Raw genomic sequence first — 26129 nt, 5'->3', positions numbered from 1 at the left:
ATCACGGGCAGGTCACCCCTTCGGCACGTCAGCGGGCGCGGTCTGCACCGGCGTCGGACGTCTCGTCCGTGGGCTCGGGTGCCGGATCGTCGGGCACGATCGGTACGGAGAGCGCGGGAAAGACCGCCGACACCAGGAACGCCACGGGGAAGCTGATGGCCGCGATCGCCCCGAATACAGGCGGTACAGCCGAGGCGAACACGTACTGGCTCGTGTTCTGTACCCCGAGGGCGCGTCCGCTCCAATACGGTCCCGAGATCTCAGCGACAGCAGTGAACGCGAGGCCGTTCGGGGCAACGGTGGCGACGGACGCGACGACGAGCAGGACGATGGCGGCGGGGGAGTCGAACCAGTCGGCGATGCCGAGCCCGAGCATGCTGGCAGCGGCCGTCACGGCCACCCACCGCAAAGGCCGCATGCGGCTACCGACACGATCGGACAGCGCGCCCACGCTCATCCGACCCAGTGCGCCGAGAATCTGGGTCAGCGTGACGAGGACACCCGCGGCCGCGGCCGTCCACCCTCGGTCGGTCATCAGCCACACGAGCGCATACGTCCACACCACGTACTGCGGCACCACCAACAGGATGGACGTGGCGTGAATGCGCCACAGTTGGCTGCTGTTGCGGTACGGATTGTCGAGCAGACCCTGCGCCGCCGCATCGGTGCGATTCGGACGGGGAGGGTCGACCACGGCCAGGCACAGCAGAGCGCTCGCAGCGCAGACGGCAGCGGGCACGAGCAGGGCCGCGCCGACGCCGTGGTCACGCGCGACAGGCGGGATGGTCAGTGCCGCGACGGCCACGCCGAGGGGAACCGACATCTGTCTGATGCCCATGGCCAGCCCACGACGGTGCGGCGGAAACCACCCCACCACGACGCGTCCGCTCGCGCTGTTCGCGCTGGCCGCAGACATACCGCCGATCAACAGCAGGGCGGCGAGCGCCGGAATGGACGTGCTGACCACCGCAGCCAGGCTCGCGGCAGCGGTGAGCCCGAGCCCGATCACCAGAACGAGACGTTCGCCGATGCGGTCGACGAGCACGCCCCATGCGATGAGGGTCAGCATGATGCCCACGGTGGGCATCGCAACCACGAATCCTGCGGTCGCAAGTCCGAGTCCCCGGTCGTCGTGCAGGGCGGGAATGAGAAATGCAGCACCGTTGATGAAGACGGCACCGGCAGTCTGCGCGAGCATCCCGAGCACGAGCATGAACCACCGTCGCGTCTCGCCGATACTGGACAGCTGCTTCGTGGCGCTCATTCCGGCCTCTCGTCTCACTATGTGAACACACAATCTTGCTATCTGGATACAGATCGAAACATTACACCGGCGAAAGATCGACGGACCGGACGGCATCGGCGTGCGGAGAATGGCGGTCGATAGACTTTCGACATGCGTCTCGGTCGAATTGCAAGTCCTGATGGTGTGGCATTCGTGAGTATCGAAGGTGAGGGGGATGCCCGGACGGCGAAGGAAATTGCCGAACATCCTTTCGGCACACCGACGTTCACGGGTCGATCGTGGCCACTGGCCGACGTGCGACTGCTCGCACCGATCCTCGCCAGCAAGGTGATCGCCATCGGTAAGAACTACGCCGCGCACGCCGCCGAGATGGGTGGTGAAGCGCCGGAGACTCCCGTCATTTTCATCAAGCCGAACACCTCCATCGTCGGTCCGGGTGCGGCCATCGTGCTGCCGCCGTCGTCGAACGAGGTGCACTACGAAGGCGAACTCGCCATCGTGATCGGTCGTCCGTGCAAGGACGTGCCCGCCTCCAAGGCGTACGACGTGGTGCTCGGATACACCGTCGCCAACGACGTCTCGGCACGCGACCATCAGAAGCACGACGGGCAGTGGACCCGGGCGAAGGGGCACGACACGTTCTGCCCCCTCGGGCCGTGGATCGAGACGTCCCTCGATCCTTCGGACCTCGAGATCAAGACCGAGGTCGACGGCGTCGTCAAGCAGCAGAGTCGTACTTCGCTTCTACTGCACGATATTCCGAAGATCATCGAGTGGGTGTCCGCAGTGATGACCCTGCTGCCCGGAGACGTCATTCTGACCGGAACGCCCGAGGGTGTCGGCCCCATCACCGACGGAGACAGTGTGTCGATCACCGTCGAGGGAATCGGTACCTTGACCAACCCAGTCGCAGCGAAGAAGTAGGACAACGATGACCACAGCAGCAGATGTCCGCGTTCGGTTCTGCCCGTCGCCCACCGGCACACCGCACGTCGGTCTGGTCCGCACCGCCCTGTTCAACTGGGCGTTCGCGCGACATCACGGCGGCACCTTCGTCTTTCGGATCGAGGACACCGACGCCGCTCGCGATTCCGAGGAGTCCTACGCAGCGTTGCTCGACGCGCTGCGATGGCTCGGTCTGGATTGGGACGAGGGCCCCGAGGTGGGCGGTCCCTACGAGCCCTACCGCCAGTCGCAGCGACGCGACCAGCATGTGGCTGTCGTACAGCAACTGCTCGATGCCGGCGAAGCCTACGAGTCGTTCTCGACGCCCGAGGAAGTCGAAGCGAGGCACAAGGCCGCCGGGCGTGACCCCAAGCTCGGCTACGACAACTTCGACCGCGACCTGACGCCGGAGCAGCGGCAGGGATTCCTCGACGAGGGACGTGGGGCCGTCGTGCGGCTGCGCATGCCCGATCACGATCTGACGTGGAACGACCTCGTACGCGGCGAGACCACGTTCAAGGCGGGGACCGTACCGGACTTCGCCTTGACTCGCGGCAACGGAGTTCCGCTGTACACGTTGGTCAATCCGGTCGACGACGCACTGATGAAGATCACGCACGTGCTGCGCGGCGAGGACCTGTTGTCGTCGACGCCTCGACAGCTCGCACTGTACGAGGCCCTGATCCGAATCGGTGTGGCCGACCGCACCCCGGAGTTCGGACATCTGCCGTTCGTGATGGGCCAGGGCAACAAGAAGCTGTCCAAGCGTGACCCCGAATCGAACCTGTTCATCCACCGCGACCGAGGCTTCGTCCCGGAGGGGCTGCTGAACTACCTAGCGCTTCTCGGGTGGGGCATCTCCGACGATCACGACGTGTTCTCGCTCGACGAGATGGTGGCGGCGTTCGAGATCTCGTCGGTCAATTCCAACCCTGCGCGCTTCGACCAGAAGAAGGCCGACGCGATCAACGCCGAGCACATCAGGATGTTGGCTGCAGACGACTTCGCGGCACGGTTACGCGAATTCCTCGTTGCTCGAGGGCATCTCACCGAGCCGGTCGACGAGAAGATGTTCGCTGTCGCAGCGGATCTGGTGCAGACGCGCATCGTCGTGCTGTCGGATGCGTGGGGCCTGCTGAAGTTCCTCTTCGTCGACGACGCGGAGTTCGAGATCGATCCTGCAGCGGCGGCCAAGAATCTCGGCGCAGACGCGGCACCGGTACTCGACGCCGCCATCGAAGCACTGACCGCAGTGACGGATTGGTCGACGGCCGAGCTGGAAGTCGCCCTCAAGGACGCGCTCATCGAGAAGATGGAACTCAAGCCCCGCAAGGCCTTCGCGCCGGTTCGGGTGGGAGTCACCGGCTCCCACATCAGCCCGCCGCTGTACGAGTCCATGGAACTTCTCGGCCGCGAGAGGACCCTCGCTCGTCTGACCGCCGCACGTACCCTTATCGCGTGACGGCGGTGCGACGTCGGCCGTCGAGGTCGGTCGGAGACTTTCGCACATGAGCGTCGCCGACCGACTGGATCGACTGCAGCGCAGGCGTCCGGTTCTCGGATTTCCGATTGCGGTGGTCTACAAGTTCGTCGACGATCAGGGTGGTTACCTGGCCGCGCTGATCACGTACTACGCATTCGTCTCGCTCTTTCCTGCGCTGCTGCTCTTCTCCGTGATTCTGGGCATCGTGTTGATGGGCAACCCGGAGCTGCAACAACAGATCCTGAACTCTGCACTCGGTCAGATCCCGGCGATCGGGGAAGAACTGGGGCGTCCCGAACGGATAGGTGGCGGCACTGTCGGTCTGACGGTGGGTATCCTCGGGTCGCTCTACGGCGGACTCGGCGTGTCCGTTGCGTTGCAGAACGCGATGAACACCGCATGGGCCGTACCGAAGAATCTTCGGCCCGATCCCATTCGAGCCCGAGTGCGGGGATTGGGTTTGCTGAGCACCGTGGGTCTGGCGGTACTGGCGATCACCGCACTCAATGTGCTCAGTGCTGCAGGATATTTCGGCCCGGAATCCGGTCTCGTCGTGTTCGTGATCGGAACGCTGCTGTACGTCGGGGTGTTCGTCGTTGCGTTTCGGCTCGCCACAGTGCGAGCGGTGTCGATCGGACAGGTACTCCCGGGAGCCATAGCAGCCGGTCTGACGTGGCAGCTGCTGCAGACCTTCGGCGGTGTGTACGTGAAGTACGTCGCTGCAAGTGCGACGGTGACGAACGGTGTCTTTGCGGTCGTGCTCGGGCTGTTGGCCTTTCTGTACGTGACCTCGGTATCGATCGTGATCTGCATCGAGATCAACGTGGTTCGTGTCGACAGGCTGTTCCCGCGGGCCCTTCTGGCCCCGTTCACCGACGACGTCGACCTGACCGAAGGTGACAAACTCACCTACACCGGACAGGCAGAAGCGCAGCGCAGTACTGCGTTCGAGGAAATAGACGTGACGTTCGAGGACCCACCGAGCGCTCAGTCGGACTCCGGCCCGAACTCCGGCTCGGCAGCCGGGGCACCGTAGAAGCGGTCGATCCTGGTCTCCATCGGGAAGAGCACTGCCGTGTCGCCGAACATCAGACGCGTAGCCGACTCTGCCGCCGCCGCAACGGCCTCGGACACCCACGGTGCGTCTCCGAGTGGACAATGCACGACTACTTCGTCGTGCTGAAAGAACACCAACTCACTTCTGCTCGACCGCAATCGCCCGCGCAGATCTGCCAACAGGCACAGCGCCCACTCGGCTGCGGTCGCCTGCACCACGAAGTTGCGCGTGAATCGGCCACGCGCGTGGGCGTCACCGGTGGACCACCATTGCGGCGTAGGGGGAGGGCACGCTCGGCCCAGCCACGACCGGACCACCTCGCCCCGCTCACCGGCCCGCGCCGCCTCTTCCACGACCGCCACCGCGTCGGGGAATCTGGCGCGTAGGCGGGTCAGCAACGCACGAGCCTCACCCGACGTCGCGCCGTACAGCACTCCGAGAACAGCGACCTTGGCGTGCGCACGATCACCGTCGAACGACTCGGCGGCGACGGGGGCGTAGAGATCCGCTGTTCCCGCAGCGGCGACCATGCGAGGGTCACCCGACATCGCGGCGAGAATGCGGGGCTCGAGCTGGCCGGCGTCGGCGGCGACGAAGGTGTACCCCGAGTCGGCGATCACGCTGGCGCGCAGCGGTTTCGGGATCTGCAGACCCCCACCGCCCCGGCTCGCCCAGCGGCCGGAGACGACGGCCCCCGGCACGTAGACCGGCCGGAAACGATCTCCGCGAACCCACGCGTCCAGCCACGTCCACCCGTTGGTGCTGTGCAGTTTCGACAGATCTCGGTGGCTAAGCAACAGCGGCACCGCAGGATGGTCGATGTCTCGGATCACGTGTGCTCGAGTGGATGTGAGCTCGATACCGGCGCGCGCGAACGCGGCGACCACCTCTGCGGGTGAACCGGGGTTCACGCGGCGCCCGAACACCGACGAGATCTCGTTCTCGAGCTTCACCAACGCAGGAGGAGTCGATCCGTCGACCGGCCTCGCACCGAGGGTCGCGTCGAGGTGCCGCCGATGCGCAGCGGCCGAGAACGGCAATCCGTCGAAGGTCATCTCCGCCGCGGCCAGACCTCCGGCCGACTCGGCGGCCGCCAACAGCTGCAGCCCCCGATCGTCACCGATCTCCTCGATCTGACGGCGGTAGTGGGCGAGCACTGCCACCGGATCGGCATGCGGGTCGGCGTCGAACAATCCGGGTCGCAGGTCTGCGGGTGTGGACGGTGTCGTGGTGCGCCCCGTTCGCATCGCCAGAATGGCACCGACGAGGGCGAGATCGTGGCAGCGCCGGACCCGCACCCCTGCGTCGAGCAGTCGCGGGTAGATGCGGCTCGTGTCCTCCCACACCCAACGGGGAGCGTGCTCTCGCTCGACAGCGGCCACGGAGCCCACCAGATCGTCGGTGACCTCCTCGGCAGGGGAACTGCCGCCGGACGGGGAACCGTCCTCGTCGAGGCGGATCAGTACGGCCCGGTTGCCCTGGGGAACGAGCAGCACCTTCATCGGCGTCTGCGAAGTTCGAGAACGCTCACGAAACAGAAGTCTGCTGCATGCTCTGCGGCCGACGATGCGCGGGTTCTGCGTTCACGCGATGGTGTCCGAGCGGGCCTCGCGGGCGGTCGAGGGCCGTTATCAAGGCTCTGAGCAGCCGATTTGGAGAATGGGTAGTGACCTTTGATAGTCTCTATCCCGGCTCGAAACGCAGTGCACATCGATCGGATGCGTACTTCGATTCAAGTCCATTGGGGTATGGTGTAATTGGCAACACAGCGGTTTCTGGTACCGCCATTCTAGGTTCGAGTCCTGGTACCCCAGCGAGCAGGTGAGCGGCGATTTTGCCGCCGATGCCGAGGCAGTTAAGCTACCTCAGCGTCACGTGTTCGATACAGCGTCAACAATGCAGGTGAAGTTCCTGGCCCCGTCGTCTAGCGGCCTAGGACGCCGCCCTCTCAAGGCGGTAGCGCGGGTTCGAATCCCGTCGGGGCTACGAAGACAGCACCCCCTCGATCTCCGGATCGAGGGGGTGCTGTCGTTTCGGTGTGACCGTCGTTGCTGTCGTGCGGTGGTGTCGCTTCGCGTCAGACGCTCTTGCGGCGGAACATCTTCTGGTGATCGGCCGGACCGTGGGCATTGTTCACCTTGGGGCCACCGTCCTTGTGGTCGACGGAATTGTGCGACTTGCTGTTCTTCTGTTCGAGAACCTCGCGGAACTTCTTCTTCAACTCTTCGCTGCCGGATTCTGACATGGGGCACTCCTTGCAGTCGGCGACCGGCCGGGTGGGCCGTTCGAGACGAACGTACTCCACTTCTGCGGCCTATTCAGCCGGTTTTTGGTGAGTGCCGCGCGATCGGCCTCGGGTCGGCGGTCAGAGGCGCTTGTGCAGCGCGTCGGCGGCGGCGAGCAGGTCTGCCGCCCAGCGTGCGCCCGGCTTGCGTCCGATGCGGTCGATCGGGCCGGACACCGAGATCGCCGCCACGACAGTGTCGTTGCTGTCGCGAACGGGAGCCGAGACGCTCGCGACCCCCGGCTCACGTTCACCCGCGCTCTGCGCCCACCCTCGCCTGCGGATCTCCAGCAGCACCCGTTCGCCGAATTCGGCGTCCGGCAGCACTGTGCGTTGAGTCTGCGAATCTGCCCATGCCAGAAGAACTTTGGCACCGGAGCCGGCTGTCATGGGTAGCCGGGCCCCGACGAGCACGGTATCTCGGAGACCGGTCGGGGGCTCCATGGATGCGACACAGACGCGAACGGTCCCCTCGCGGCGGTAGATCTGCACGCTCTCTCCGGTGATTTCGCGAAGCCGAGGCAGTACCGATGCTGCGGCGTCGAGCAGAGCATCCGACGCGCTCGCCGCCAATTCCCCCAGCCCCGGACCGGTGCGCCACAATCCGTCGGAATCGCGCACGAGGAGGCGGTGGGTTTCGAGTCCGACCGCGAGCCGATGCGCAGTGGCGCGGGGGAGCGCTGTGCGGGCACACAGGTCGTTGAGAGTGCAGGGTGTCTCGGCCACTGCATGCAACACGGCCATGGCCTTGTCGAGGACACCGATACCGCTCGATTTGTCGACGGCGCCGCTCAGGCTATGCTGTCTCATAGAACGATATTAGCCTCCCGAATGCTGAGATTGCACAACCGTGAGAAGTCCAGCGTGCCGCGGGGGACGATGTCGAGACGATCACGCGAGGTGGACCAGCCCGTCCGCCGGCGCGACGACAGGGAAGACGAGGTCTGCGACAGCGATGTCCGAAACGACGAAATCCGATGCGTCCGTAGCACAAGCGCCGAAGACGCTGGCGGAGAAGGTGTGGGACCAACATGTGGTCGTCCCCGGTGGGGGAGAAGGCGGTGCACGTGAGCCGGATCTGATCTACATCGATCTGCACCTCGTACACGAGGTCACCAGCCCCCAGGCATTCGACGGTCTGCGTTTGGCCGGCCGCGAGCTTCGTCGCCCGGACCTGACGATCGCAACGGAGGACCACAACGTCCCGACGGCCGACATCTTCGCGCCGATCGCCGATCTCGTCTCACGCACCCAGGTCGATACTCTTCGCCGCAACTGCGAGGAATTCGGAGTTCGGTTGTACCCGATGGGAGATCTCGATCAGGGCATCGTCCACATCATCGGCCCGCAGCTCGGTCTGACCCAGCCGGGTATGACCATCGTGTGCGGAGACAGCCACACCTCGACGCACGGTGCATTCGGTTCGATCGCAATGGGAATCGGCACCAGCGAGGTCGAGCATGTGATGGCCACCCAGACTCTGTCTCTGCGACCGTTCAAGACCATGGCCATCACCGTCGACGGAGAACTGGCTCCCGGTGTGACGAGCAAGGATCTGATTCTCGCGGTGATCGCCAAGATCGGCACCGGCGGCGGTCAGGGATACGTGCTCGAATATCGCGGTGAGGCCATCCGCAAGTTATCGATGGAAGCCCGAATGACCATCTGCAACATGTCGATCGAGGCCGGGGCGCGCGCGGGCATGATCGCACCCGACGAGATCACGTACGAATACCTGAAGGGACGGCCGCATGCGCCCCAGGGGGCGGAGTGGGATGCGGCGGTGGCCGCCTGGAACGAACTGGCAACCGACCCGGATGCGGTGTTCGACAACGAGGTACACATCGATGCGAGCACTCTGACGCCGTTCGTCACCTGGGGAACGAACCCGGGTCAAGGTGCTCCGTTGGGAGATGCCGTGCCCGATCCCGAGGCAATGCTCGACGAGGGCGAGCGCGTATCGGCCCAGAAGGCCTTGCAGTACATGGGTCTCGAAGCCGGTACACCGATCCGCGAGATCTCCGTCGACACCGTGTTCGTCGGCTCCTGCACCAACGGCCGCATCGAGGATCTGCGTGCGGTGGCGTCCGTCCTCGAGGGCCGCCGCGTCGCAGACGGCGTGCGAATGCTGGTGGTACCCGGGTCGATGCGGGTGCGCGCGCAGGCCGAAGAGGAAGGGCTCGGTGAGATCTTCACCGCAGCAGGGGCCGAGTGGCGGCAGGCCGGCTGCTCGATGTGTCTGGGAATGAACCCCGATCAGCTCACCTCGGGAGAGCGTTCGGCGTCCACGTCCAACCGCAATTTCGAGGGGCGTCAGGGCAAGGGTGGTCGCACTCACCTCGTGTCGCCTCTGGTTGCGGCGGCCACTGCAGTTCGCGGAACCCTGTCCTCTCCGGCGGATCTCGCGTAGCAGCGAGCCCTCCGACCGGATCGATCGAACTCACAGGAGAAATTTCGATGGAAGCTTTCACTCGACACAAAGGCATCGGCGTTCCGCTCCGGCGGTCCAATGTCGACACCGACCAGATCATTCCGGCGGTCTATCTCAAGCGCGTGACTCGCACCGGATTCGAGGACGGATTGTTCGCCGGTTGGCGATCCGATCCGAACTTCATCTTGAACCTCGCGCCCTACGACCGCGGATCGGTTCTCGTGGCCGGGCCGGACTTCGGCACGGGATCGTCACGCGAGCACGCTGTCTGGGCGCTGTCGGACTTCGGTTTCAGGGTCGTCATCGCATCCAGATTCGCCGATATCTTCCGCGGAAACATGGGCAAGGCCGGCTTGGTGGCGGCCGAGGTGGAGCAATCGGACGTCGAATTGCTGTGGAAAGCCTTAGAAGAACAGCCCGGTCTGGAGCTCGTCGTGGACCTCGTCGACAAGACGGTCACGGCTGGAACCTTGGTGGTGCGCTTCGCGATTGACGACTACACGCGGTGGCGTCTGCTGGAGGGTCTGGACGACATCGGACTGACATTACGCCAGGTAGAGGCCATTACGGAGTACGAAAAGTCAAGGCCTTCATACAAACCCCTCACCCTTCCGGCAAGGATCGAGGAGCCTTCGAAAAGCTGACGGACGGGGGGTCCGACACGCTTTGCGGCCGTGAAGCATTCCGCGACACCGAAATGAAAATTGGCGTGGCGCATAGACTCTTGACGACTTGGGGTTTACCGTTGTAGTAGTCGGTCCGACGATGGGCCACAATATAGCGGAGGAAATCCATGAACAAGGCAGAGCTGATTGACGCCCTGACCGAGAAGTTGGGGTCTGACAGGCGGAGCGCCACAGAGGCTGTCGAGAACATCGTCGACACCATCGTGCGCGCGGTCCACCGCGGCGAAAGTGTCACGATCACGGGCTTCGGCGTGTTCGAGCAGCGTCGTCGCGCGGCGCGCGTCGCCCGTAACCCCCGCACCGGTGAGACCGTTCGCGTCAAGCCGACCAACGTACCGGCATTTCGTCCGGGCGCGCAGTTCAAGGCCGTCATCGCCGGTGGACAGAAGCTGCCCGCAACCGGACCTGCCGTCAAGCGCGGTTCGGCAGCAGCTCCGGCCAAGAAGACTGCGGCAGCGAAGAAGACGGCCGCCAAGAAGGCAGCGGTGAAGACGACCGCCCGCAAGGCCACCACCGCGGCAGCCAAGAAGGCGGCTCCGGCGAAGACTGCCGCCAAGAAGGCAGCTCCCGCAAAGACCGCCGCCAAGAAGGCAGCTCCCGCAAAGACAACCGCACGCAAGACCACGACGGCTGCTGCCAAGAAGGCTCCGGCCAAGACGACCGCACGCAAGGCCGCAACCACTACGGCCCCTGCCAAGAAGGCTCCGGCCAAGACAGCGGCCAAGAAGACCGTCGCCAAGAAGGCCCCCGCCAAGAAGGCTCCGGCCAAGAAGGCACCCGCGAAGCGCGCTGCAAAGAAGTAGCGCTCGACCGGCACCGGTCATCCAGGACCGGGCCGTTCTCGCACTCCACAGAAGGCCCCGACCGAAATTTCGGTCGGGGCCTTCTGCCGTGTTCGTGATCCGAGGATCCTCGGATGCGACTCAGTCGTCGGCGACCAGGTTCGGTAGCGGGCTGGCGATGTGGTCGGCCGCGACGAGCCGACCGTCGTGGCGCGAGAGCACCCACACGCTCCCTTTTCGATTTCTGTTGGCAGGCAACGTGATGCCGTCCTTGTCGGCCCACCATCGCATGAGATCGGGGATCACCTTGCCTTGGCTGCAGATCACCGGTGTGCTCATGGACTCGGCGATGTCGCGAGCCCGGTGGCGGCCCTTGCGGGGGTCCTCGGCGTACCCCTCCTCGGACAGCAGATGCTCCGGTTCGACCTGCACGCCCAGTGATTCGGCAAACGGCGCGACCGTCTGTTCGCACCGGACGCGGTCGGCCGCATACACCGAGTCACCGCCGAACGCGCCCAGCAGTGAGACGAGTGCCTCGGCCTGACGTCTACCGGTCTTGTCGAGGGGGCGATCGGCGTCGTTGCCCTTGTATCGCGACCGCGAGCCGGCACTGCCGTGCCGGACCAGCAGCACGGTGGACGTAGCGGCCGGCTTGGCGACGAATCGTCGAAGAATCTTGTGGTCCATGGGATACGAGAGTTCGCCGCCGATCTTGTCGGGTGCGATCCAGCGGAGTTCGTCCACTTCGTCGTTCGGGACGAATTCTCCGCCGGTTGCCTCGGCAGCCCAGTAGAGCACCTTCTTCATGCGACGGTGGCCGGGAATCGGGTAGGTGACGTAGGACAGCGACCGTCCGAGAGTCGAGTCGAAGCCCGTCTCCTCCTTGACTTCTCGGACAGCCGCGTCGACCGCTGTCTCCCCGGGATCGAGCTTTCCCTTGGGAAAAGACCAGTCGTCGTACTTCGGCCTGTGTACCAGAGCTACTTGCACCACCGAGTCGTTCTCCGGTGATCGTCGCCACAGAATCGATCCGGCCGCGAAGATGTTGGCGCGGGGGGAGCCATCGGAAGTGCCCATCAGGACGCCTGATTCCTCCGGCTGCGCATCAATTCCACCTGGTGTTCTCGGACACTTTCGCCTTGCGCAGGCGACGCGACCCAGCCACCGTCCGGCCCCAGTTCCCAGCAGCGGGTGGTGGGGTCGAGGGCCGAGTCGAAGATGTCACCGAGTTGCTTGGTCAGCTTCGGATCCTTGACCTGGGCCATCACTTCCACTCGCCGGTCGAGGTTTCGGTGCATCATGTCGGCGCTGCCGATCCAGAATTCGTCGGCACCCTGGAAATGCAGAACCCGTGAGTGTTCGAGGAACCTGCCGAGAATGGACCGAACTTCGATGTTCTCCGACAGGCCCGGTACGCCCGGCTTGAGCGCGCAGATCCCGCGTACGACCACCTTGACGGGGACCCCGGCGACCGATGCGCGGTACAGAGCGTCGATCACCTGCTCGTCGACAAGAGCGTTGGCCTTGAGGCGAATTCCGGCTGCGCGACCCGCCTTGAGGTGCTCGACTTCCGCTTCGATGCGCTCGACGATGCCGCGTCGCACGCCGTAAGGGGCCACGAGGAGATTGCGGTACTTGGACTTTCGCGAGTATCCGGTGAGCGAGTTGAACAGGTCGGTGAGGTCCGCACCGATTTCGGGCGACGACGTGAGCAACCCGACGTCCTCGTAGATACGCGCCGTCTTCGGGTTGTAGTTGCCCGTGCCGATATGGCAGTACCGGCGGATGACCGATCCTTCTCGGCGGACGACGAGGCAGGTCTTGCAGTGAGTCTTCAACCCGACGAGGCCGTAGACCACGTGCACCCCGGCCTTTTCGAGCTTGCGTGCCCACTCGATGTTCGCCTGCTCGTCGAATCGTGCCTTGATCTCGACGAGGGCGACCACCTGCTTGCCGGCCCCGGCCGCGTCGACGAGTGCGTTGACGATCGGCGAGTCACCCGAGGTGCGGTACAGAGTTTGCTTGATCGCGAGGACCTGCGGATCGGCCGCAGCTTGTTCGATGAAGCGCTGCACGCTGGTGGAGAACGAGTCGTACGGGTGATGCACCAGAACGTCGCCGTCGCGCAGCGTCGAGAACACGCTCTTCGGGGTTTCGCGCTCACCGAACGCCGGATGTGTTGCCGGGACGAAGGGAGCGTCCTTGAGATTGGGGCGGTCGACGCTGTAGACCTGCCACAGGCACGACAGATCGAGCAGACCGGGAACCTGAATGACGTCGCCCGGATCGACGTCGAGTTCGCGTAGCAACAGTTCGAGCATGTGCTCGGTCATGTCGTCGGCGATCTCGAGGCGGACGGGAGAACCGAAACGCCGGCGCGCCAGCTCTCGTTCGAGTGCCTGCAGGAGATCCTCGTCGCGGTCCTCTTCGACCTCGAAATCGGCGTTGCGAGTAATGCGGAACGCGTGGCTCTCGACCACCTCCATGCCGGGGAACAACACGTCGAGGTGCGCCGAGATCAATTCCTCCATCGACAGGAAGGCGTCGATGCGATGGCTCCCCTCACCGCGCTTGACGCGCACGAATCGGTCGACGTTGTCGGGTACCTTCACGCGGGCGAAGTGCTCGCCGGTTGTGGAGTAATCCTTCACCGTCACAGCGAGATTCAGGCTCAGGCCGCTGATGTACGGGAAGGGGTGCGCCGGGTCGACGGCCAGCGGGGTGAGGACCGGGAAGACCTGTTCGGTGAAATAGTCGGACAGACGCGCACGCTCGTCGCTGTCGAGATCGGACCACCGGATGATTGCGATGCCCTCGGCCGTGAGCTCGGGCAGGATCGAATCGAGCAGTACTCGGGCGTGTTTGAGAGCGAGCTCCTGAGTGCGCTGCCCGATGACCGCGAGCTGCTCGCGCGGGGTCATGCCATCGGCCGATCGAACCGACAGTCCGGTCTCGTCGCGGCGTTTGAGCCCTGCGACACGAACCATGTAGAACTCGTCCAGATTGGACGCGTAGATGGCCAGGAACTTGGCACGCTCGAGTAGCGGCAGGGACGAGTCCTCTGCGAGCGCGAGAACACGGGAGTTGAAATCCAGCCAGCTCAATTCCCGGTTCAGGTACCGATTTTCGGGAAGCACCATGGCAGCATCCACCGATTCCGGAGTGGCGGCAGGAAGGGCGGAGGGAATGCTCGGCATCGTTGCGGTCACCGGGGCACTCCACACCGGCTCCGCACCGTTGCTGTCCGCACCGTTGCTCTCCGCGGTCTCGATCGCCGGATCTTCGGTCGCTGGCTGCGCGTCGTCTGTGCTCACAGCACGATCATCCCCCATACCCGCCGTCGGTGAAACTCCGATGACCGAACTTGTTCGCACGTCACCCCAATCACGCGGTGGTTGCGGATTCCTCGTCGCTCCAACCGAGTGAGCGGAGTACGGCTGTCGTCTCCGGTCCGACCCCGAGTCGATGAGCCCGACGTACGTCGTCGACGGTGTCGACGTCGAGTCGAAGTCCCGGCCACGTGCCGTCCAGTGGTCGCGCTCCCGACAAGGTGTGGCGGCGTGCGGAATCCGATCCGAACAGCGGCGCGAGCTCGTCGGCAGAATTCTTCAGGATCAGCGCTGCGGTTCCGGTGCCGTGATGGTCGACCACGACCGACCTGCCGCCGGAGACTGCCGTCGCATACGCTTGCGCGAGTTCGGCGGGACGCAGCGCAGGCAGATCCGCTTGCAGCGCAACGATGTCGACCCGATCGGCCGGGGCCGCGCCGGGGTTCCCGTGGCGATCGCGTGGTGCGTGATCGACTCGCAGTGCGGCCGCAGCAGCGGAGAATGCGGCATTGAGACGGGCTTCGGGATCTCGAGCGCCGGAAGCCGACGGTTCGTCCAGCACCCGGGCACCGATTTGTCGCGCGGTGTCGGCGACGACCGGATCGGGTGTGACGACGGTGACCGAATCGACCACCGACACCGAACCGGCCGCGGTGACCGTGTCGACGAACATGGCGAGCACCAATCGCGTCCGGTCGGCCCCGGAGAACTCGGACGCCAGACGGGACTTCGCCGCTGTCAGGTCCTTGACCGCGATGACGACTCCGACCGCGCGGCGCAGCGCATCGGACGGCCGACCCTCGCGGTCGTCGTCGCTGCTTCGAATTGCGCCCATGGTGTTCGATCCTGCCAGCGTCACCGATGTCTGCCGACTCCGACCGCCCGGGCAGGTCTGCGCGTTAGGGTGATGCGCGCGTAGGCAGGGCATCGGCGAGCAGGTGAGAGGTTGGCGGCATGAGCAGAGCAGCGGTACTGGGGTCCGGGTCGTGGGGTACCGCATTCGCCAAAGTGTTGGCCGATGCCGGAACCGATGTCACCATGTGGGCGCGCCGAGAGGAACTCGCTGCCTCGATCAGCGAACGGCACGAGAACGCGGACTACCTCCCCGGAATCGAACTGCCGTCGTCGATCCGCGCCACGAGCGATCCGGCGACCGCCCTCGACGGCGCGGACATCGTGGTGCTCGCGGTGCCGTCGCAGAGTCTGCGCGCGAACCTGGGGGAGTGGACGGATGCGATCGCACCGCACGCGACACTGCTGTCTCTGGCCAAGGGCATAGAGACCGGAACGCTCATGCGCATGAGTCAGGTGATTTCACAGGTGACCGGGGCCGATCCCAGCCGGGTGGCCTGCCTGTCCGGGCCGAATCTGGCGCGCCCGATCGCCGAGGGGCAGCCGGCCGCGACGGTCATCGCGTGTTCCGACTCGCAACGAGCCCTTGAGATTCAAAAAGCTTGCGCCACAGGATATTTCAGGCCGTACACCAACTCCGACGTCATCGGTGCCGAGATCGGTGGCGCGTGCAAGAACGTCATCGCCCTCGCCTGTGGAATGGCCAGCGGAGTCGGCTACGGCGAGAACACCCTCGCGTCGATCATGACCCGAGGCCTGGCCGAGATCATCCGGCTCGGTGTCGCGCTCGGGGCCACACCGTCGACGCTGTCCGGGCTCGCCGGCGTGGGAGATCTGGTCGCCACCTGCTCGTCGCCGCTCTCGCGCAACCGTACGTTCGGTGAGCGGCTCGGTTCGGGAGGCTCCCTCGAGAGCGCGCAGGAAGCAGCGCACGGGCAGGTGGCCGAGGGCGTGAAGTCCTGTACGTCGGTGCGTGCGCTCGCCGAGAGCTACGACGTCGAGATGCCGTTGACCGATGCCGTGCACCGTGTGTGCCACGGGGGAATGTCGGTTCCGGACGCGGTGGGCCACCTGCTGGGGCGTCGAATCAAGCCCGAGTGAGGTCACGTTCTCGACGTGTGCACGAACAGGGCGAATCCGCGTTCGCGGGGAGACGGCGGTACGGTTTGTCACCGTGAGTACTCCCCGAATCAAAGTTGCCGTCGTCTTCGGTGGCCGCAGCAGTGAGCACGCGGTGTCCTGTGTCTCGGCGGGTAGCGTGCTCGCGAATCTGGACCCCGATACCTACGAGGTGGTCCCGGTGGGGATCACCCCCGACGGTGCCTGGGTGCTCGGCTCCAGTGATCCGGATGCGCTGACGATTCGTGATCGAGTACTGCCGACGGTGGACAAGTCCGGTGCCGCACTCGCGCTGAGCACCGATCCGGGACGTGCAGGCGCGCTGATCGCTCTCGGTGAGGGCGACGCCGGACAGGTCCTGGCTGCGGTCGACGTCGTGTTTCCGGTGCTGCATGGGCCGTACGGCGAGGACGGCACCCTGCAGGGAATGCTCGAACTCGCCGGTGTCCCGTATGTGGGTCCCGGAGTGTTGGCCAGTGCCGCAGGCATGGACAAGGAGTTCACCAAGAAGCTTCTGGGAGCCGACGGACTACCGATCGGCAGGCAGGTCGTGCTGCGACGCGGCACCGATGACCTGACCGAAGCCGAACGCGACCACATCGGTCTTCCTGCCTTCGTCAAGCCCGCGCGAGGCGGATCGTCGATCGGAATTTCGCGCATCACCTCGTGGGATCACCTGCAGTCGGCGATCGGCGTTGCCCGCGAGCACGACCCCAAGGTGATCGTCGAAGGAATGATCCACGGCCGCGAGGTCGAATGCGGCGTACTCGAATTCCCCGACGGCAGCGTGCGCGCCAGCGCGATCGCCGAGATCCGGCTCCCCGACGCGGACAGCGACGATCACGCCTTCTACGACTTCGACACCAAGTACCTCGACGATGTCAGCGAATTCGACATTCCTGCCGCACTCGACGACGACATCAGCGATCGTATTCGCGAACTCGCAGTCTCGGCCTTCCGCGCACTGGACTGCCAAGGACTGGCGCGGGTCGACTTCTTCGTGACCGAGGAAGGCCCGGTGATCAACGAGATCAACACGATGCCCGGATTCACGTCGATCTCGATGTACCCCAAGATGTGGGCCGAGAGCGGAATCGACTACTCGACCCTGATCAGCACCCTGATCGACACCGCTCTCGCACGCGGTACCGGCCTGCGCTGACCCGGCTCTACTGCAACGGTGCTGGGTCGAGGGGCTGCTGGGGTAGTGCTGCCGACACTGCCGACGAGGCATCCTGCAGAGGTGTCGGGCCGGAGTCGCCGGGAATGGTGAGAGCGATATACGTGCCGCGATCGACGACGAACCATGTGCTGGCGTCCATGCCGTCGTTCTCGCCGGACACCTCGAACCACTGGACGCCGTCGATCACCTGAAGTGGTGCGGCCACGTCGAATCCGACAGGGCGGGGCAGCCCGCAGCGAAGCACGACCGGCTCGGCGTTCTCCTCGGCCGATACCCAGGCTCGGACTCCGACAGGTGCCGGGTCGGCCAGGTCGGCGCGGCTGTAGTCGCCCAACTCGTCGGGCAGCGCATCGAGGAGGGTCGAGCACTGTGCGCTCGCGGCGTCGGGTGCGTCGACCGGTCCCAGCGCTACCGGATCGTGGGCGGGGGAGCTGTTCACCGCTATCGCGGCCACGAGAACTCCCACCACCAACGCGACCGGCAGGGCGATCGCGGTGGCTATGACCGCAGGGTGGCGCTTCTCGTCGGCCGCTGCTGCATTCTCGGACCGGGTGCCGGCGTCGTTGCCGTTGTCTTTGTCGTGGTCGTGGTCGTGGTCGTGGTCGGCAGAGTTCATGCGCTACCGAACCGTCGAGGTCGACTGCGGGGCGACGGGACAGGTGAGGGTGCGCGTGATGGCGTCGACCTTCTGAATTCGGGAGACGATGTCCGCGATCTCGGTGTCGGATGCGCCGTCGGCCCTGACGATGACGTCGTAGGGTCCGACCACAGCTTCTGCGGATACGACGCCGTCGACCGACTCGATCTGCCGCGCAACGGTCGTGGCACGGCCGACTTCGGTCTGAACGAGAACGAAGGCTTGCACCATCGGTGGTCCCTTTCCTTGCTGGGACGATCGACTGTAAGTTGAGTCGACTGTACGTTGAGTCGGTTGCGTACTCACAGCACGAAACCGGCTGCGCCGGACCGGGCCCGGGCACCGCTAAAGGTACCGCAGGCGCGGTGCCGGTTTCGCGGGAGACCGACGTCCGAATTGCGCTCTGAGGGAGGAACATCATCGACGACACCGGCCCTTCGGGGACCACCGCCGCCGAACCGACGGTGGCCCAGATCGGCGAGTTCGACGTCATCGCCCGGGCCGTCGCCGATCGAGTGCAACCGACGTCGACCATCGTCGGCCCCGGCGACGACGCTGCCGTCGTCAGTGCATCCGACGGCAGGGTGGCCGCCACGACAGATATGTTGGTGCACGGCAGGCACTTTCGGCTCGATTGGTCGACTCCAGTGGAGATCGGCCGGAAGGCGATCGCGCAGAACGGGGCAGACATCGCCGCGATGGGTGGGCAGTGCTCGGCATTCCTGGTTGCTCTCGGCTGCCCGGCGGACACACCGGTGAGCGTGACGGACGGTCTGAACGAGGGCATGTGGCGCGAGGCGTCGGCTGCGGGTTCGGCGATCGTCGGCGGTGATGTGGTGCAGTCGGATCAGCTGGTGATCTCGATCACTGCGCTCGGTGACCTACAGGGCAGGGCTCCCGTACTGCGATCGGGTGCGCAGGTCGGTGATGTGATCGCGTTCGCGGGGCGGCTCGGGTGGTCCGCGGCCGGACTCGCTCTGTTGCTCGCGGGCGGCGATCGCTCCGGGCACGACGCGGTTCTCGATGCACACCGCGTGCCCGCCCCGCCGTACCGTGCCGGTATCGAGGCCGCCGAAGCAGGCGCGACATCACTCACCGATGTGTCCGACGGGTTGTCGGCCGACCTGGGGCATATCGCCGACGCATCCGGCGTATCGATGGTTCTGGAACCCGAGCGTCTTCCGATTGCCGACGAAGTCCGTTCGGCTGCAGAGCTGTTGGGGGCAGATCCCCTCGAGTGGGTACTCACCGGCGGTGAGGATCATGCTCTCGTCGGCACGTTCCCCGGTCTCGATACCGTTCCGACGGGGTGGATCGTGATCGGCCGCGTCGAGCCGGCGTCGAATGCAACCGACGGTGGCGTCACCGTCGCCGGGCACCGCCGGGTGGGCAGATCCGGTTGGTCGAGCTTCGACCGAGAGTGAGCTCCGACCGCGTCGATGGAGTCGGCTAAGTTGCAAGGATGGCTATCTACGCGCTCGGCGACCGCGAACCCGATATTCACCCGGACGCCTATGTCCATCCCGATGCAGTCGTCATCGGAGCGGTGACCTTGGCGGCGGGATCGTCGGTGTGGCCGACGGCCGTGCTCCGAGCCGATTACGGCACGATCTCCGTCGGTGCGGGCACCAACATCCAGGACGGGACCGTCATCCACTGCACCCCCATCGACGCGACCGTGATCGGTGCCGGATGCGTTCTCGGTCACAATGCGCATGTCGAGGGTGCGACCATCGGCGACAACTGCCTCATTGCATCGGGTTCCGTGGTGCTCAACGGCTCGAAGATCGGGGCCGGCTCCATCGTGGGTGCGGGTGCGGTGGTGCCGTTCAAGTTCGTCGTTCCCGAACGCAGCATGGCGCTCGGTGTTCCCGCGAAAATCCGTGAGGGCTTCGAGGTTCCGGAGGGGCACGTGGACATCAACGTGCAGATGTACTCCGCGAACGCCGCGTACTACCGCGACGCGCTGCGCCGGATCGACCGATGACGGCCCGCCCGCTCGCCGAGAGCGTGGATCCGGGTTGGGCCCGTGCCTTGGCTCCGGTCGAGACGAATGTTGCTGCGATGGGCGACTTTCTGCGAGCCGAGCTCGCCGCCGGAAAGCACTACCTCCCTGCCGGCGAGAACGTTCTGCGTGCTTTTCGGTACCCGTTCGACCGGGTTCGGGTGCTGATCGTGGGCCAGGACCCGTACCCGACCCCGGGTCATGCAGTGGGGCTGAGCTTTTCGGTCGCCCCCGACGTGCGTCCCGTTCCGCGCAGTCTGGCCAACATCTTCAAGGAATACTCGGACGATCTCGGTCTGCCGACGCCCAGCAACGGTGATCTCACGCCGTGGGCGGAGCAGGGTGTGATGCTGCTCAACCGAGTGCTCACGGTCGAACCGTCCGCAGCGGCGTCGCACCGCAAGAAGGGCTGGGAAGCGGTGACGGAGCAGGCAATTCGTGCTCTTGTTGACAGAGCCGAGGATCCCCGGGCTCCTGGCCTGGTGGCGATTCTCTGGGGCCGTGACGCGGCGACGCTCAAACCCATGCTGGGATCGGTGCCGTACATCGAGTCGGCCCATCCGTCACCGCTGTCCGCATCACGGGGATTCTTCGGATCCAAGCCCTTCAGTCGCGCCAACGAATTGTTGGTCGAGGGCGGAGACGAACCGATCGACTGGACGTTGCCGTGACCGGCTCAGGAAAAATCGGGGCGACGCTTCTCGACGAATGCGTCGACGCCTTCCACTCCTGCAGGTGAGACTGCGGCCGCCGAGATCGAGGCGGCCTCGGCATCCAATTGCTCTGCCAGAGTAGCGGTGTCGGACGCCGCGAGCAGCTTCTTGATTCCCTGATACGCCGAGGTGGGTCCGACGGCGAGGGTTCGGGCCAGTCGTTCGGCCTCGCTGTCGACGAAGTCGTCGCCCACGAGGCGGCTGAGGATTCCGAGGCGCACCGCATCCTCACCGTTGAGAATCGAATCGTTCAGCAGGATGTCCATCGCGTGGCCGGATCCGACGATGCGGGGCAAGGTCCAGGACATGCCACCGTCCGGCGTGAACCCGATGGCGGGGTAGGCCGGTCGAAGCTTGGTCGACGGTCCGCCGATCGCGATGTCGGTGAGACACACCAGGCTCATGCCTGCACCTGCCGCCCAGCCGTGTACACCAGCGACGATGGGAACCGTCACTGCTGCCAGTTCGCGAACGAAGGCGTGGAACGCATCGGCAACCGAGCCGACGAAGGCACCGCGATCGTCGGCACCGGCGAAGTCCCGTACGTTGCCGCCGGCGCAGAAGTTCGGCCCGCGGCCGATGAGCAGGACGCTTCCTACAGATGTGGCACCGGTGTTCACCTCGTGCAGTGCCTGCGTTCCCGAGGTGATGCCGTCCAGGTCGAGGGAGGAACCGCCCGCCTCGGTGGCGACGACGATGTGCAGCACTCCGTCTTCGATGCTGACCTTGCTCGAGCTTTCGCTGTCCGAATGAGTCACGTTCGGCACTCTATCGGACGTCCAACTGTTTGCCCGAATGCGCAGGAACATCGACAGACAACTGTGCCCCGCATCCGAGTGGATGCGGGGCACAGTTCTCGCACGCGGTCGAGGCCGTGGAGGAAATCGAAGAGCGGGGCCGAAATCAGCCCCGAACCACCTTGCCTGCCTTCAAGCAGGAGGTGCACACGTTCATGCGCTTGGAGTTGCCAGGCGCAACCTGAGCGTGAACGGTCTGAATGTTCGGGTTCCAACGACGGTTGGTCCGTCGGTGCGAGTGCGAGACCGACTTACCGAAGCCGGGCCCCTTGGCGCATACGTCGCAGACGGCAGCCATAGTCGCGAACTCCTTGTTAGATGTTGAGCGTTACATGTGGTCGAAGACATCGAAACGAACTACGAGCAGATGCAAGGATTGCAATGCGTGAAGATCGCCTCGAGGCAACCCTGCAAGAATAGCGGCGTCCCACCCAATCACCAAACCGCCACCGCAGACGAGGTGTACCGGCTCACGCGCGCCGCGCTGACGATTCTGCCCGACTAAGCTTCGGGCACTGTCCGCGGCCGACATCGTCGGGCCCGGGCGCAGGTACGGACGGAACGCAGGGGAGGCGCTCGAGGTGGTCGACGTACTCGAATCCATCGATGCCTCGGACCTGCGCCGGTGGGCCTATCGCTGTGTGGATTCCCTCACTGCTCGGTGCGACGAGATCGACGCACTGAACGTCTTCCCGATTCCGGACTCCGATACCGGCACCAACCTGATGTTCACGTTCCGGGCTGCGGTCGAGTCCATGCGCAGTGCCGGGCCGGCCGCAGGCGCGGGTGCGATCGGACGGGCTCTGGCGGTGGGAGCCGTATCGGGCGCGCGAGGAAATTCCGGGGTCATCGTCTCGCAACTCCTGCGCGCCGTGGGTGAGGCCGCAGCCGACGGTCCGCTGGACACCGTGTCGATCCAGGCCATGTTGCGGCGTGCACGAGTTCTGGTGGCGGGCGCGGTCAGTGTCCCCGCCGAGGGCACCATGCTCACGGTGCTCGAAGCCGCTGCCCACGAGGCCGCTGCCCACGACGCGAACGTCGATCTGGCCACGCTGGTGGTCGATATCGCGGAGGCCACCGCTCGCGCTCTCGATCGCACGACGGACCAACTCGCACCGTTGCGAGAGGCGGGCGTCGTGGATGCGGGGGCGCTGGGGTTGTCGGTGATCTTCGACGCGTTGGTCGAGGTCGTGACCGGCCGCACCCCGCCGAGGCGACGCTATCGCCGTCCTCAGGACCACGAACGGGTGATCGAGGACGGTGTTTCGAACGCACCCGGAGCCTCCGACGGGGCGGCGGCTCGTTCGCAGTCCCGGCCGCTCGGCTACGAGGTTCTCTACGTCGTCCCCGGCATCGACGACACCCGCGCGGCAGCGCTGCGTGCAGCGCTGTCGGACCTCGGCGATTCGGTCGTGGTTGCCGGAGACGGCTCCGGGGCGTACTCCGCTCATGTGCACACCACCGACCCGGGCGGTGCCGTCGAGTGCGGGATCGCGGCGGGAAGTATTCGAGGAGTGCGCATCTCGTGTTTCGGACTGGCCGAGTACGCCGTCGACGCGAACGTCGGTGAGCACGAGCCCGAGGCTATGTCGGTGGGTCGCGATATTTTGGCCCTGGTCGCCGGTGACGGTGCCGCGGCTCTCTACGTACAGGAAGGTGCGACGGTGGTGCGATGCGACGAGCCCATCGATTCGTCGGTGTTGCATCGCGCCATCGTGGGCATGAAGCACCGCGAGGTTCTGGTGCTGCCGAACGGGGCGCTGTCCGCTCAGGAGCTCGTTGCCGTCGGTGCTGCGGCCAGGGCCGACGGTAAGGACGTGTCGATGTTGCCGTGCTCGGCGATGGTGCAGGGGTTGGCTGCGCTCGCAGTGCACGACGCGGCCAGGGCAGCCGTCGACGACGCGTTCGCGATGTCCGATGCTGCAGCGGGGACGAGGTGGGGTTCGTTGCGCATCGCCGAGCAACGCTCGCTGACCTGGGTCGGCATGTGCGAGCCGGGTGACTGTCTCGGTCTGGCCGGGCAGGAAGTGGTGATCGTTGCCGAGCATCCGCTCGATGCCGGATGCAGACTGCTGGACCAGCTGTTGGCCACCGGCGGTGAGATGGTGACGGTGTTGCTCGGGGCGCTGGCTCCTGCGGATCTCGGAGGTCGGCTCGCCGACTATGTGGCGGGTGCGCATCCCGGCGTCGACGTGGTGGTCTACCCGGGCGGGCAGCCCGGGGATCTCGTGCAATTCGGAGTGGAATAGGGAATCTCGCAACTATGGCAACGCTGGTGGATCGGCTCGACGATGTCCTCGGAGCGGCGGCTGCGGCACCGCTGGCCGAGGTGTTCGGCATCCATACCGTCGAAGACCTGCTGCGGCACTACCCGCATCGCTACATGACGCACGGTTCCGAGCTCGGCGAGAAGGAACCCCCCGAGGGGGAACACATCACCATCGTCGCCACCGTGGAATCGGCCACCCTGCGTTCGATGAAGAACCGCAACGGTCAATTCCTTGCCGTCACCCTTGCGGCCGACGGGCAGCGGATCGAAGCCACGTTCTTCAGCCCGCACAAGCTCAAACACGTGGTCGTGCCCGGGCGGCGGGGCATGTTCTCGGGCAAGGTCAAGTATTTCGGTCGGCGGTGGAACCTCACCCACCCCAGTTACGTGATCCTCGGGGGCGACGACAACGACGGGGCCATCGTCCCCGCGGGTCGCATCGTCGGCGGTGGCACGCTGGCCGGCCTGGCGCGTGGCTCGGTCGATTCGTCCGGAGCCGTCGACATGTCGGTGTTCGACCGCGCCTTCGTACCTATCTATCCCGCGGCGAAAGATGTCGAGAGCTGGACATTCATGCGCTGCGTTCGGCAGGTTCTCGACCAGCTGGACGACGTGGTCGATCCGCTGCCGGAATCGGTGCGCCGCGAGCGTGGCCTCATCGACATCGACGCCGCGCTGCGTTCGGTCCACTTTCCCGATACTGCGGCGGACAAGGACGCCGCCCGGGAACGATTGAAGTTCGACGAGGCATTGGCTGTTCAATTGGTACTCGCGGACCGACGACGCGACGCGTCCGACCGGGTAGCTGCGCGGTGCCCACCGATCACCGACGGCATCGCGGCGGAGTTCGACCGCCGGCTGCCGTTCGAGTTGACGGTCGGTCAGCACCAGGTTGCTGCGGAGATCGCCAACGACCTGTCGGGCCCGCATCCGATGTCGCGTCTGTTGCAGGGCGAGGTCGGCTCGGGTAAGACCATCGTCGCGTTGCGTGCCATGCTGCAGGTGATCGACGCCGGACACCAGTGCGCACTGTTGGCACCGACGGAAGTGCTTGCCTCCCAACATGCGCGATCGATCCGATCGATGCTCGGCACGCTGGCAGCCGGTGGCGAGCTGGGATCGCACGAGCTGGCCACCAAGGTGGCTCTGCTGACGGGGTCGATGTCCACTGCGGCAAAGCGATCGGCCCTGCTCGATGCCGTGACAGGTGATGCCGGGATCGTCATCGGCACCCACGCTCTCATCGAGGATCGGGTCGAGTTTCTCGACCTCGCGATGGTCGTCGTGGACGAGCAGCACAGATTCGGTGTGGAGCAGCGAGATGCCTTGCGCGCGAAGGCTCGTGGAAACACCAGCCCGCATCTCCTCGTGATGACGGCGACACCTATTCCGCGCACGATCGCGATGTCGACGCTGGGGGACCTGGAGACGTCGGTACTGACGGAGCTTCCGCGCGGCAGGTCGCCGATCGTCAGCAACGTCGTCCCGGCCAGATCCAAACCGGGATGGGTGGATCGAGCCTGGCAACGGATTCACGAGGAGGTCGCGGCCGGCCGACAGGCCTACGTGGTCTGTTCTCGTATCGGTGACGGCGATGATGCGGACACGGGCAAGAAGAGCGGAGCGGCGAAGAAGGCTGCGCCGAAAGTGGAGGACGGGCCGGAGACGACGGCTGCCGTGGATCTCTACGAGACGCTCTCCGCCGGGCCGATGGCCGATCTGCGTGTGGGGCTGCTGCACGGTCGACTGTCCGGTGACGACAAGGACATCACCATGTCGGAATTCAACGCGGGTGAGATCGACGTGCTCGTCTGCACGACGGTGGTCGAGGTGGGCGTGGATGTACCCAATGCCACGGTCATGGTGATCATGGATGCCGACCGCTTCGGCGTCAGCCAGCTCCACCAGCTGCGTGGGCGAATCGGACGCGGCGGGCATCAGGGGCTGTGCATCATGATCAGCTGGCTCAGCCCGGGCGGTGGGTCGTTCGCTCGGCTCGAGGCTGTGGCCGCCACCAACGACGGGTTCGAGCTCGCCAAACTGGACCTGGCGACCCGCCGAGAAGGTGACGTGTTGGGAGCCGCGCAGTCGGGCACGGTGACCGGACTTCGGTTGCTCTCGTTCATCGACGACGAGGACATCATTTCCGACGCCCAGGATTGTGCCCGGTCGTTGTTCGCGCGGGACCCGTCTCTGGCCGACAATCCCGGCATCGCGTCGATGATGCGTTCGGCGTGGCGATCCGACAGAATCGACTACCTCGACAAGTCCTGACCCCGTCGCAGTCCGCACTGCACCGTTTCAGTAGCCG

At 65.4% G+C, this 26129-nt stretch carries 24 protein-coding genes and 2 tRNA genes; 15 read left to right on the top strand and 11 right to left on the bottom strand.

Translation table 11 applies throughout. The annotated features are described in order from the left end of the window. Window positions 1-28: 28 nt before the first annotated feature. The gene (locus tag CH262_RS11300) at window positions 29-1264 is read right to left on the bottom strand and encodes an MFS transporter (protein WP_032383590.1); all 1236 of its coding nucleotides are present in this window, start codon (window positions 1262-1264) and stop codon (window positions 29-31) included. Between the two features lie 132 nt (window positions 1265-1396). Here CH262_RS11300 and CH262_RS11295 point away from each other — a divergent pair, with 132 nt between their 5' ends. The 3 genes from CH262_RS11295 to CH262_RS11285 are packed head-to-tail and all read left to right on the top strand — an operon-like array spanning window position 1397 to window position 4710. Then, window positions 1397-2170 (top strand): fumarylacetoacetate hydrolase family protein, encoded by a 774-nt coding sequence (locus CH262_RS11295; protein WP_027496648.1) that lies wholly within the window; start codon window positions 1397-1399, stop codon window positions 2168-2170. A gap of 7 nt (window positions 2171-2177) precedes the next feature. After that, complete coding sequence (gene gltX / locus CH262_RS11290) at window positions 2178-3653, top strand: glutamate--tRNA ligase (protein WP_032372644.1); 1476 nt, start codon at window positions 2178-2180, stop codon at window positions 3651-3653. A gap of 46 nt (window positions 3654-3699) precedes the next feature. Further along, window positions 3700-4710: a YihY/virulence factor BrkB family protein gene (locus CH262_RS11285; RefSeq protein ID WP_032366375.1), complete on the top strand. Its 1011-nt coding sequence runs from the start codon at window positions 3700-3702 to the stop codon at window positions 4708-4710. Here CH262_RS11285 and CH262_RS11280 read toward each other — a convergent pair. Next, window positions 4662-6233, bottom strand: a complete 1572-nt coding sequence (locus CH262_RS11280; protein WP_032372643.1) for a bifunctional 3'-5' exonuclease/DNA polymerase — start codon at window positions 6231-6233, stop codon at window positions 4662-4664. The genes CH262_RS11285 and CH262_RS11280 overlap by 49 nt on opposite strands. A gap of 240 nt (window positions 6234-6473) precedes the next feature. Here CH262_RS11280 and CH262_RS11275 point away from each other — a divergent pair. Both CH262_RS11275 and CH262_RS11270 read left to right on the top strand, forming a co-directional pair. After that, a tRNA-Gln gene (locus tag CH262_RS11275) sits at window positions 6474-6545 on the top strand. A 99-nt stretch (window positions 6546-6644) separates the two neighbouring features. Next, a tRNA-Glu gene (locus CH262_RS11270) sits at window positions 6645-6717 on the top strand. 91 nt (window positions 6718-6808) lie between these two features. Here the strand turns inward: CH262_RS11270 and CH262_RS27550 are convergent. Next, entirely contained in the window at window positions 6809-6976 is a 168-nt protein-coding gene (locus tag CH262_RS27550; protein ID WP_158514274.1) for a DUF5302 domain-containing protein, read from the bottom strand. 120 nt (window positions 6977-7096) lie between these two features. After that, window positions 7097-7825: an IclR family transcriptional regulator gene (locus tag CH262_RS11260; RefSeq protein ID WP_032366378.1), complete on the bottom strand. Its 729-nt coding sequence runs from the start codon at window positions 7823-7825 to the stop codon at window positions 7097-7099. A gap of 145 nt (window positions 7826-7970) precedes the next feature. On the opposite strand from CH262_RS11260, the gene leuC reads away from it, so the two are divergent. From leuC to CH262_RS11245, 3 genes are all read left to right on the top strand, one after another. Then, complete coding sequence (gene leuC / locus CH262_RS11255) at window positions 7971-9425, top strand: 3-isopropylmalate dehydratase large subunit (RefSeq protein WP_032366379.1); 1455 nt, start codon at window positions 7971-7973, stop codon at window positions 9423-9425. A 47-nt stretch (window positions 9426-9472) separates the two neighbouring features. Beyond that, window positions 9473-10090 carry a 3-isopropylmalate dehydratase small subunit gene (gene leuD, locus CH262_RS11250; RefSeq protein WP_032366380.1) on the top strand — a complete coding sequence of 206 codons (618 nt, stop codon included), beginning with the start codon at window positions 9473-9475 and terminating at the stop codon, window positions 10088-10090. Window positions 10091-10239: 149 nt separating this feature from the next. Next, the gene (locus CH262_RS11245; RefSeq protein WP_027496655.1) at window positions 10240-10935 is read left to right on the top strand and encodes an HU family DNA-binding protein; all 696 of its coding nucleotides are present in this window, start codon (window positions 10240-10242) and stop codon (window positions 10933-10935) included. 120 nt (window positions 10936-11055) lie between these two features. Here the strand turns inward: CH262_RS11245 and CH262_RS11240 are convergent, their stop codons facing one another. The 3 genes from CH262_RS11240 to cofC form a co-directional block, all read right to left on the bottom strand. After that, entirely contained in the window at window positions 11056-11991 is a 936-nt protein-coding gene (locus CH262_RS11240; protein ID WP_094717610.1) for an NUDIX hydrolase, read from the bottom strand. Then, entirely contained in the window at window positions 11991-14111 is a 2121-nt protein-coding gene (locus CH262_RS11235; protein WP_228139401.1) for an RNA degradosome polyphosphate kinase, read from the bottom strand. Before CH262_RS11235 ends, CH262_RS11240 begins: the two co-directional genes overlap by 1 nt. A gap of 187 nt (window positions 14112-14298) precedes the next feature. Further along, entirely contained in the window at window positions 14299-15096 is a 798-nt protein-coding gene (gene cofC, locus CH262_RS11230) for a 2-phospho-L-lactate guanylyltransferase (RefSeq protein WP_174557266.1), read from the bottom strand. A 101-nt stretch (window positions 15097-15197) separates the two neighbouring features. On the opposite strand from cofC, the gene CH262_RS11225 reads away from it, so the two are divergent. Both CH262_RS11225 and CH262_RS11220 read left to right on the top strand, forming a co-directional pair. Next, complete coding sequence (locus CH262_RS11225) at window positions 15198-16196, top strand: NAD(P)H-dependent glycerol-3-phosphate dehydrogenase (protein WP_027496659.1); 999 nt, start codon at window positions 15198-15200, stop codon at window positions 16194-16196. A gap of 73 nt (window positions 16197-16269) precedes the next feature. Continuing rightward, on the top strand, window positions 16270-17376 hold the full coding sequence (locus CH262_RS11220) for a D-alanine--D-alanine ligase family protein (RefSeq protein WP_032391547.1): 1107 nt from the start codon (window positions 16270-16272) through the stop codon (window positions 17374-17376). Window positions 17377-17383: 7 nt separating this feature from the next. Here the strand turns inward: CH262_RS11220 and CH262_RS11215 are convergent, their stop codons facing one another. Continuing rightward, entirely contained in the window at window positions 17384-18013 is a 630-nt protein-coding gene (locus tag CH262_RS11215; RefSeq protein WP_094717609.1) for a DUF3515 domain-containing protein, read from the bottom strand. Window positions 18014-18016: 3 nt separating this feature from the next. Then, complete coding sequence (locus tag CH262_RS11210; protein WP_032366384.1) at window positions 18017-18265, bottom strand: Lrp/AsnC ligand binding domain-containing protein; 249 nt, start codon at window positions 18263-18265, stop codon at window positions 18017-18019. 233 nt (window positions 18266-18498) lie between these two features. On the opposite strand from CH262_RS11210, the gene CH262_RS11205 reads away from it, so the two are divergent. From CH262_RS11205 to CH262_RS11195, 3 genes are read left to right on the top strand one after another with little or no spacing between them, the layout of a single operon-like run. Further along, entirely contained in the window at window positions 18499-19458 is a 960-nt protein-coding gene (locus tag CH262_RS11205) for a thiamine-phosphate kinase (protein WP_373453779.1), read from the top strand. Window positions 19459-19496: 38 nt separating this feature from the next. Then, complete coding sequence (locus CH262_RS11200; RefSeq protein WP_094717607.1) at window positions 19497-20021, top strand: gamma carbonic anhydrase family protein; 525 nt, start codon at window positions 19497-19499, stop codon at window positions 20019-20021. After that, window positions 20018-20710: a uracil-DNA glycosylase gene (locus tag CH262_RS11195; RefSeq protein ID WP_045841868.1), complete on the top strand. Its 693-nt coding sequence runs from the start codon at window positions 20018-20020 to the stop codon at window positions 20708-20710. Before CH262_RS11200 ends, CH262_RS11195 begins: the two co-directional genes overlap by 4 nt. A 5-nt stretch (window positions 20711-20715) precedes the next feature. Here CH262_RS11195 and CH262_RS11190 read toward each other — a convergent pair whose 3' ends face one another. After that, the gene (locus CH262_RS11190) at window positions 20716-21510 is read right to left on the bottom strand and encodes an enoyl-CoA hydratase/isomerase family protein (protein ID WP_032366585.1); all 795 of its coding nucleotides are present in this window, start codon (window positions 21508-21510) and stop codon (window positions 20716-20718) included. Between the two features lie 145 nt (window positions 21511-21655). Beyond that, the gene (rpmB, locus tag CH262_RS11185) at window positions 21656-21847 is read right to left on the bottom strand and encodes a 50S ribosomal protein L28 (RefSeq protein WP_008717389.1); all 192 of its coding nucleotides are present in this window, start codon (window positions 21845-21847) and stop codon (window positions 21656-21658) included. 283 nt (window positions 21848-22130) lie between these two features. Here rpmB and CH262_RS11180 point away from each other — a divergent pair, with 283 nt between their 5' ends. Beyond that, window positions 22131-23798, top strand: coding sequence for a DAK2 domain-containing protein (locus tag CH262_RS11180; RefSeq protein ID WP_094717606.1), 1668 nt, complete (start codon window positions 22131-22133; stop codon window positions 23796-23798). Window positions 23799-23812: 14 nt separating this feature from the next. Then, window positions 23813-26092 carry an ATP-dependent DNA helicase RecG gene (gene recG, locus CH262_RS11175; protein WP_027496667.1) on the top strand — a complete coding sequence of 760 codons (2280 nt, stop codon included), beginning with the start codon at window positions 23813-23815 and terminating at the stop codon, window positions 26090-26092. The last annotated feature ends 37 nt before the right edge of the window (window positions 26093-26129 follow it).

It is taken from the genome of Rhodococcus sp. 05-2255-1e, from assembly GCF_002259025.1.
Lineage (GTDB): Bacteria > Actinomycetota > Actinomycetes > Mycobacteriales > Mycobacteriaceae > Rhodococcoides > Rhodococcoides fascians.
Note: the sequence above shows the minus strand (reverse complement) of the source record. Positions and strands in the feature narration are given on the sequence as shown.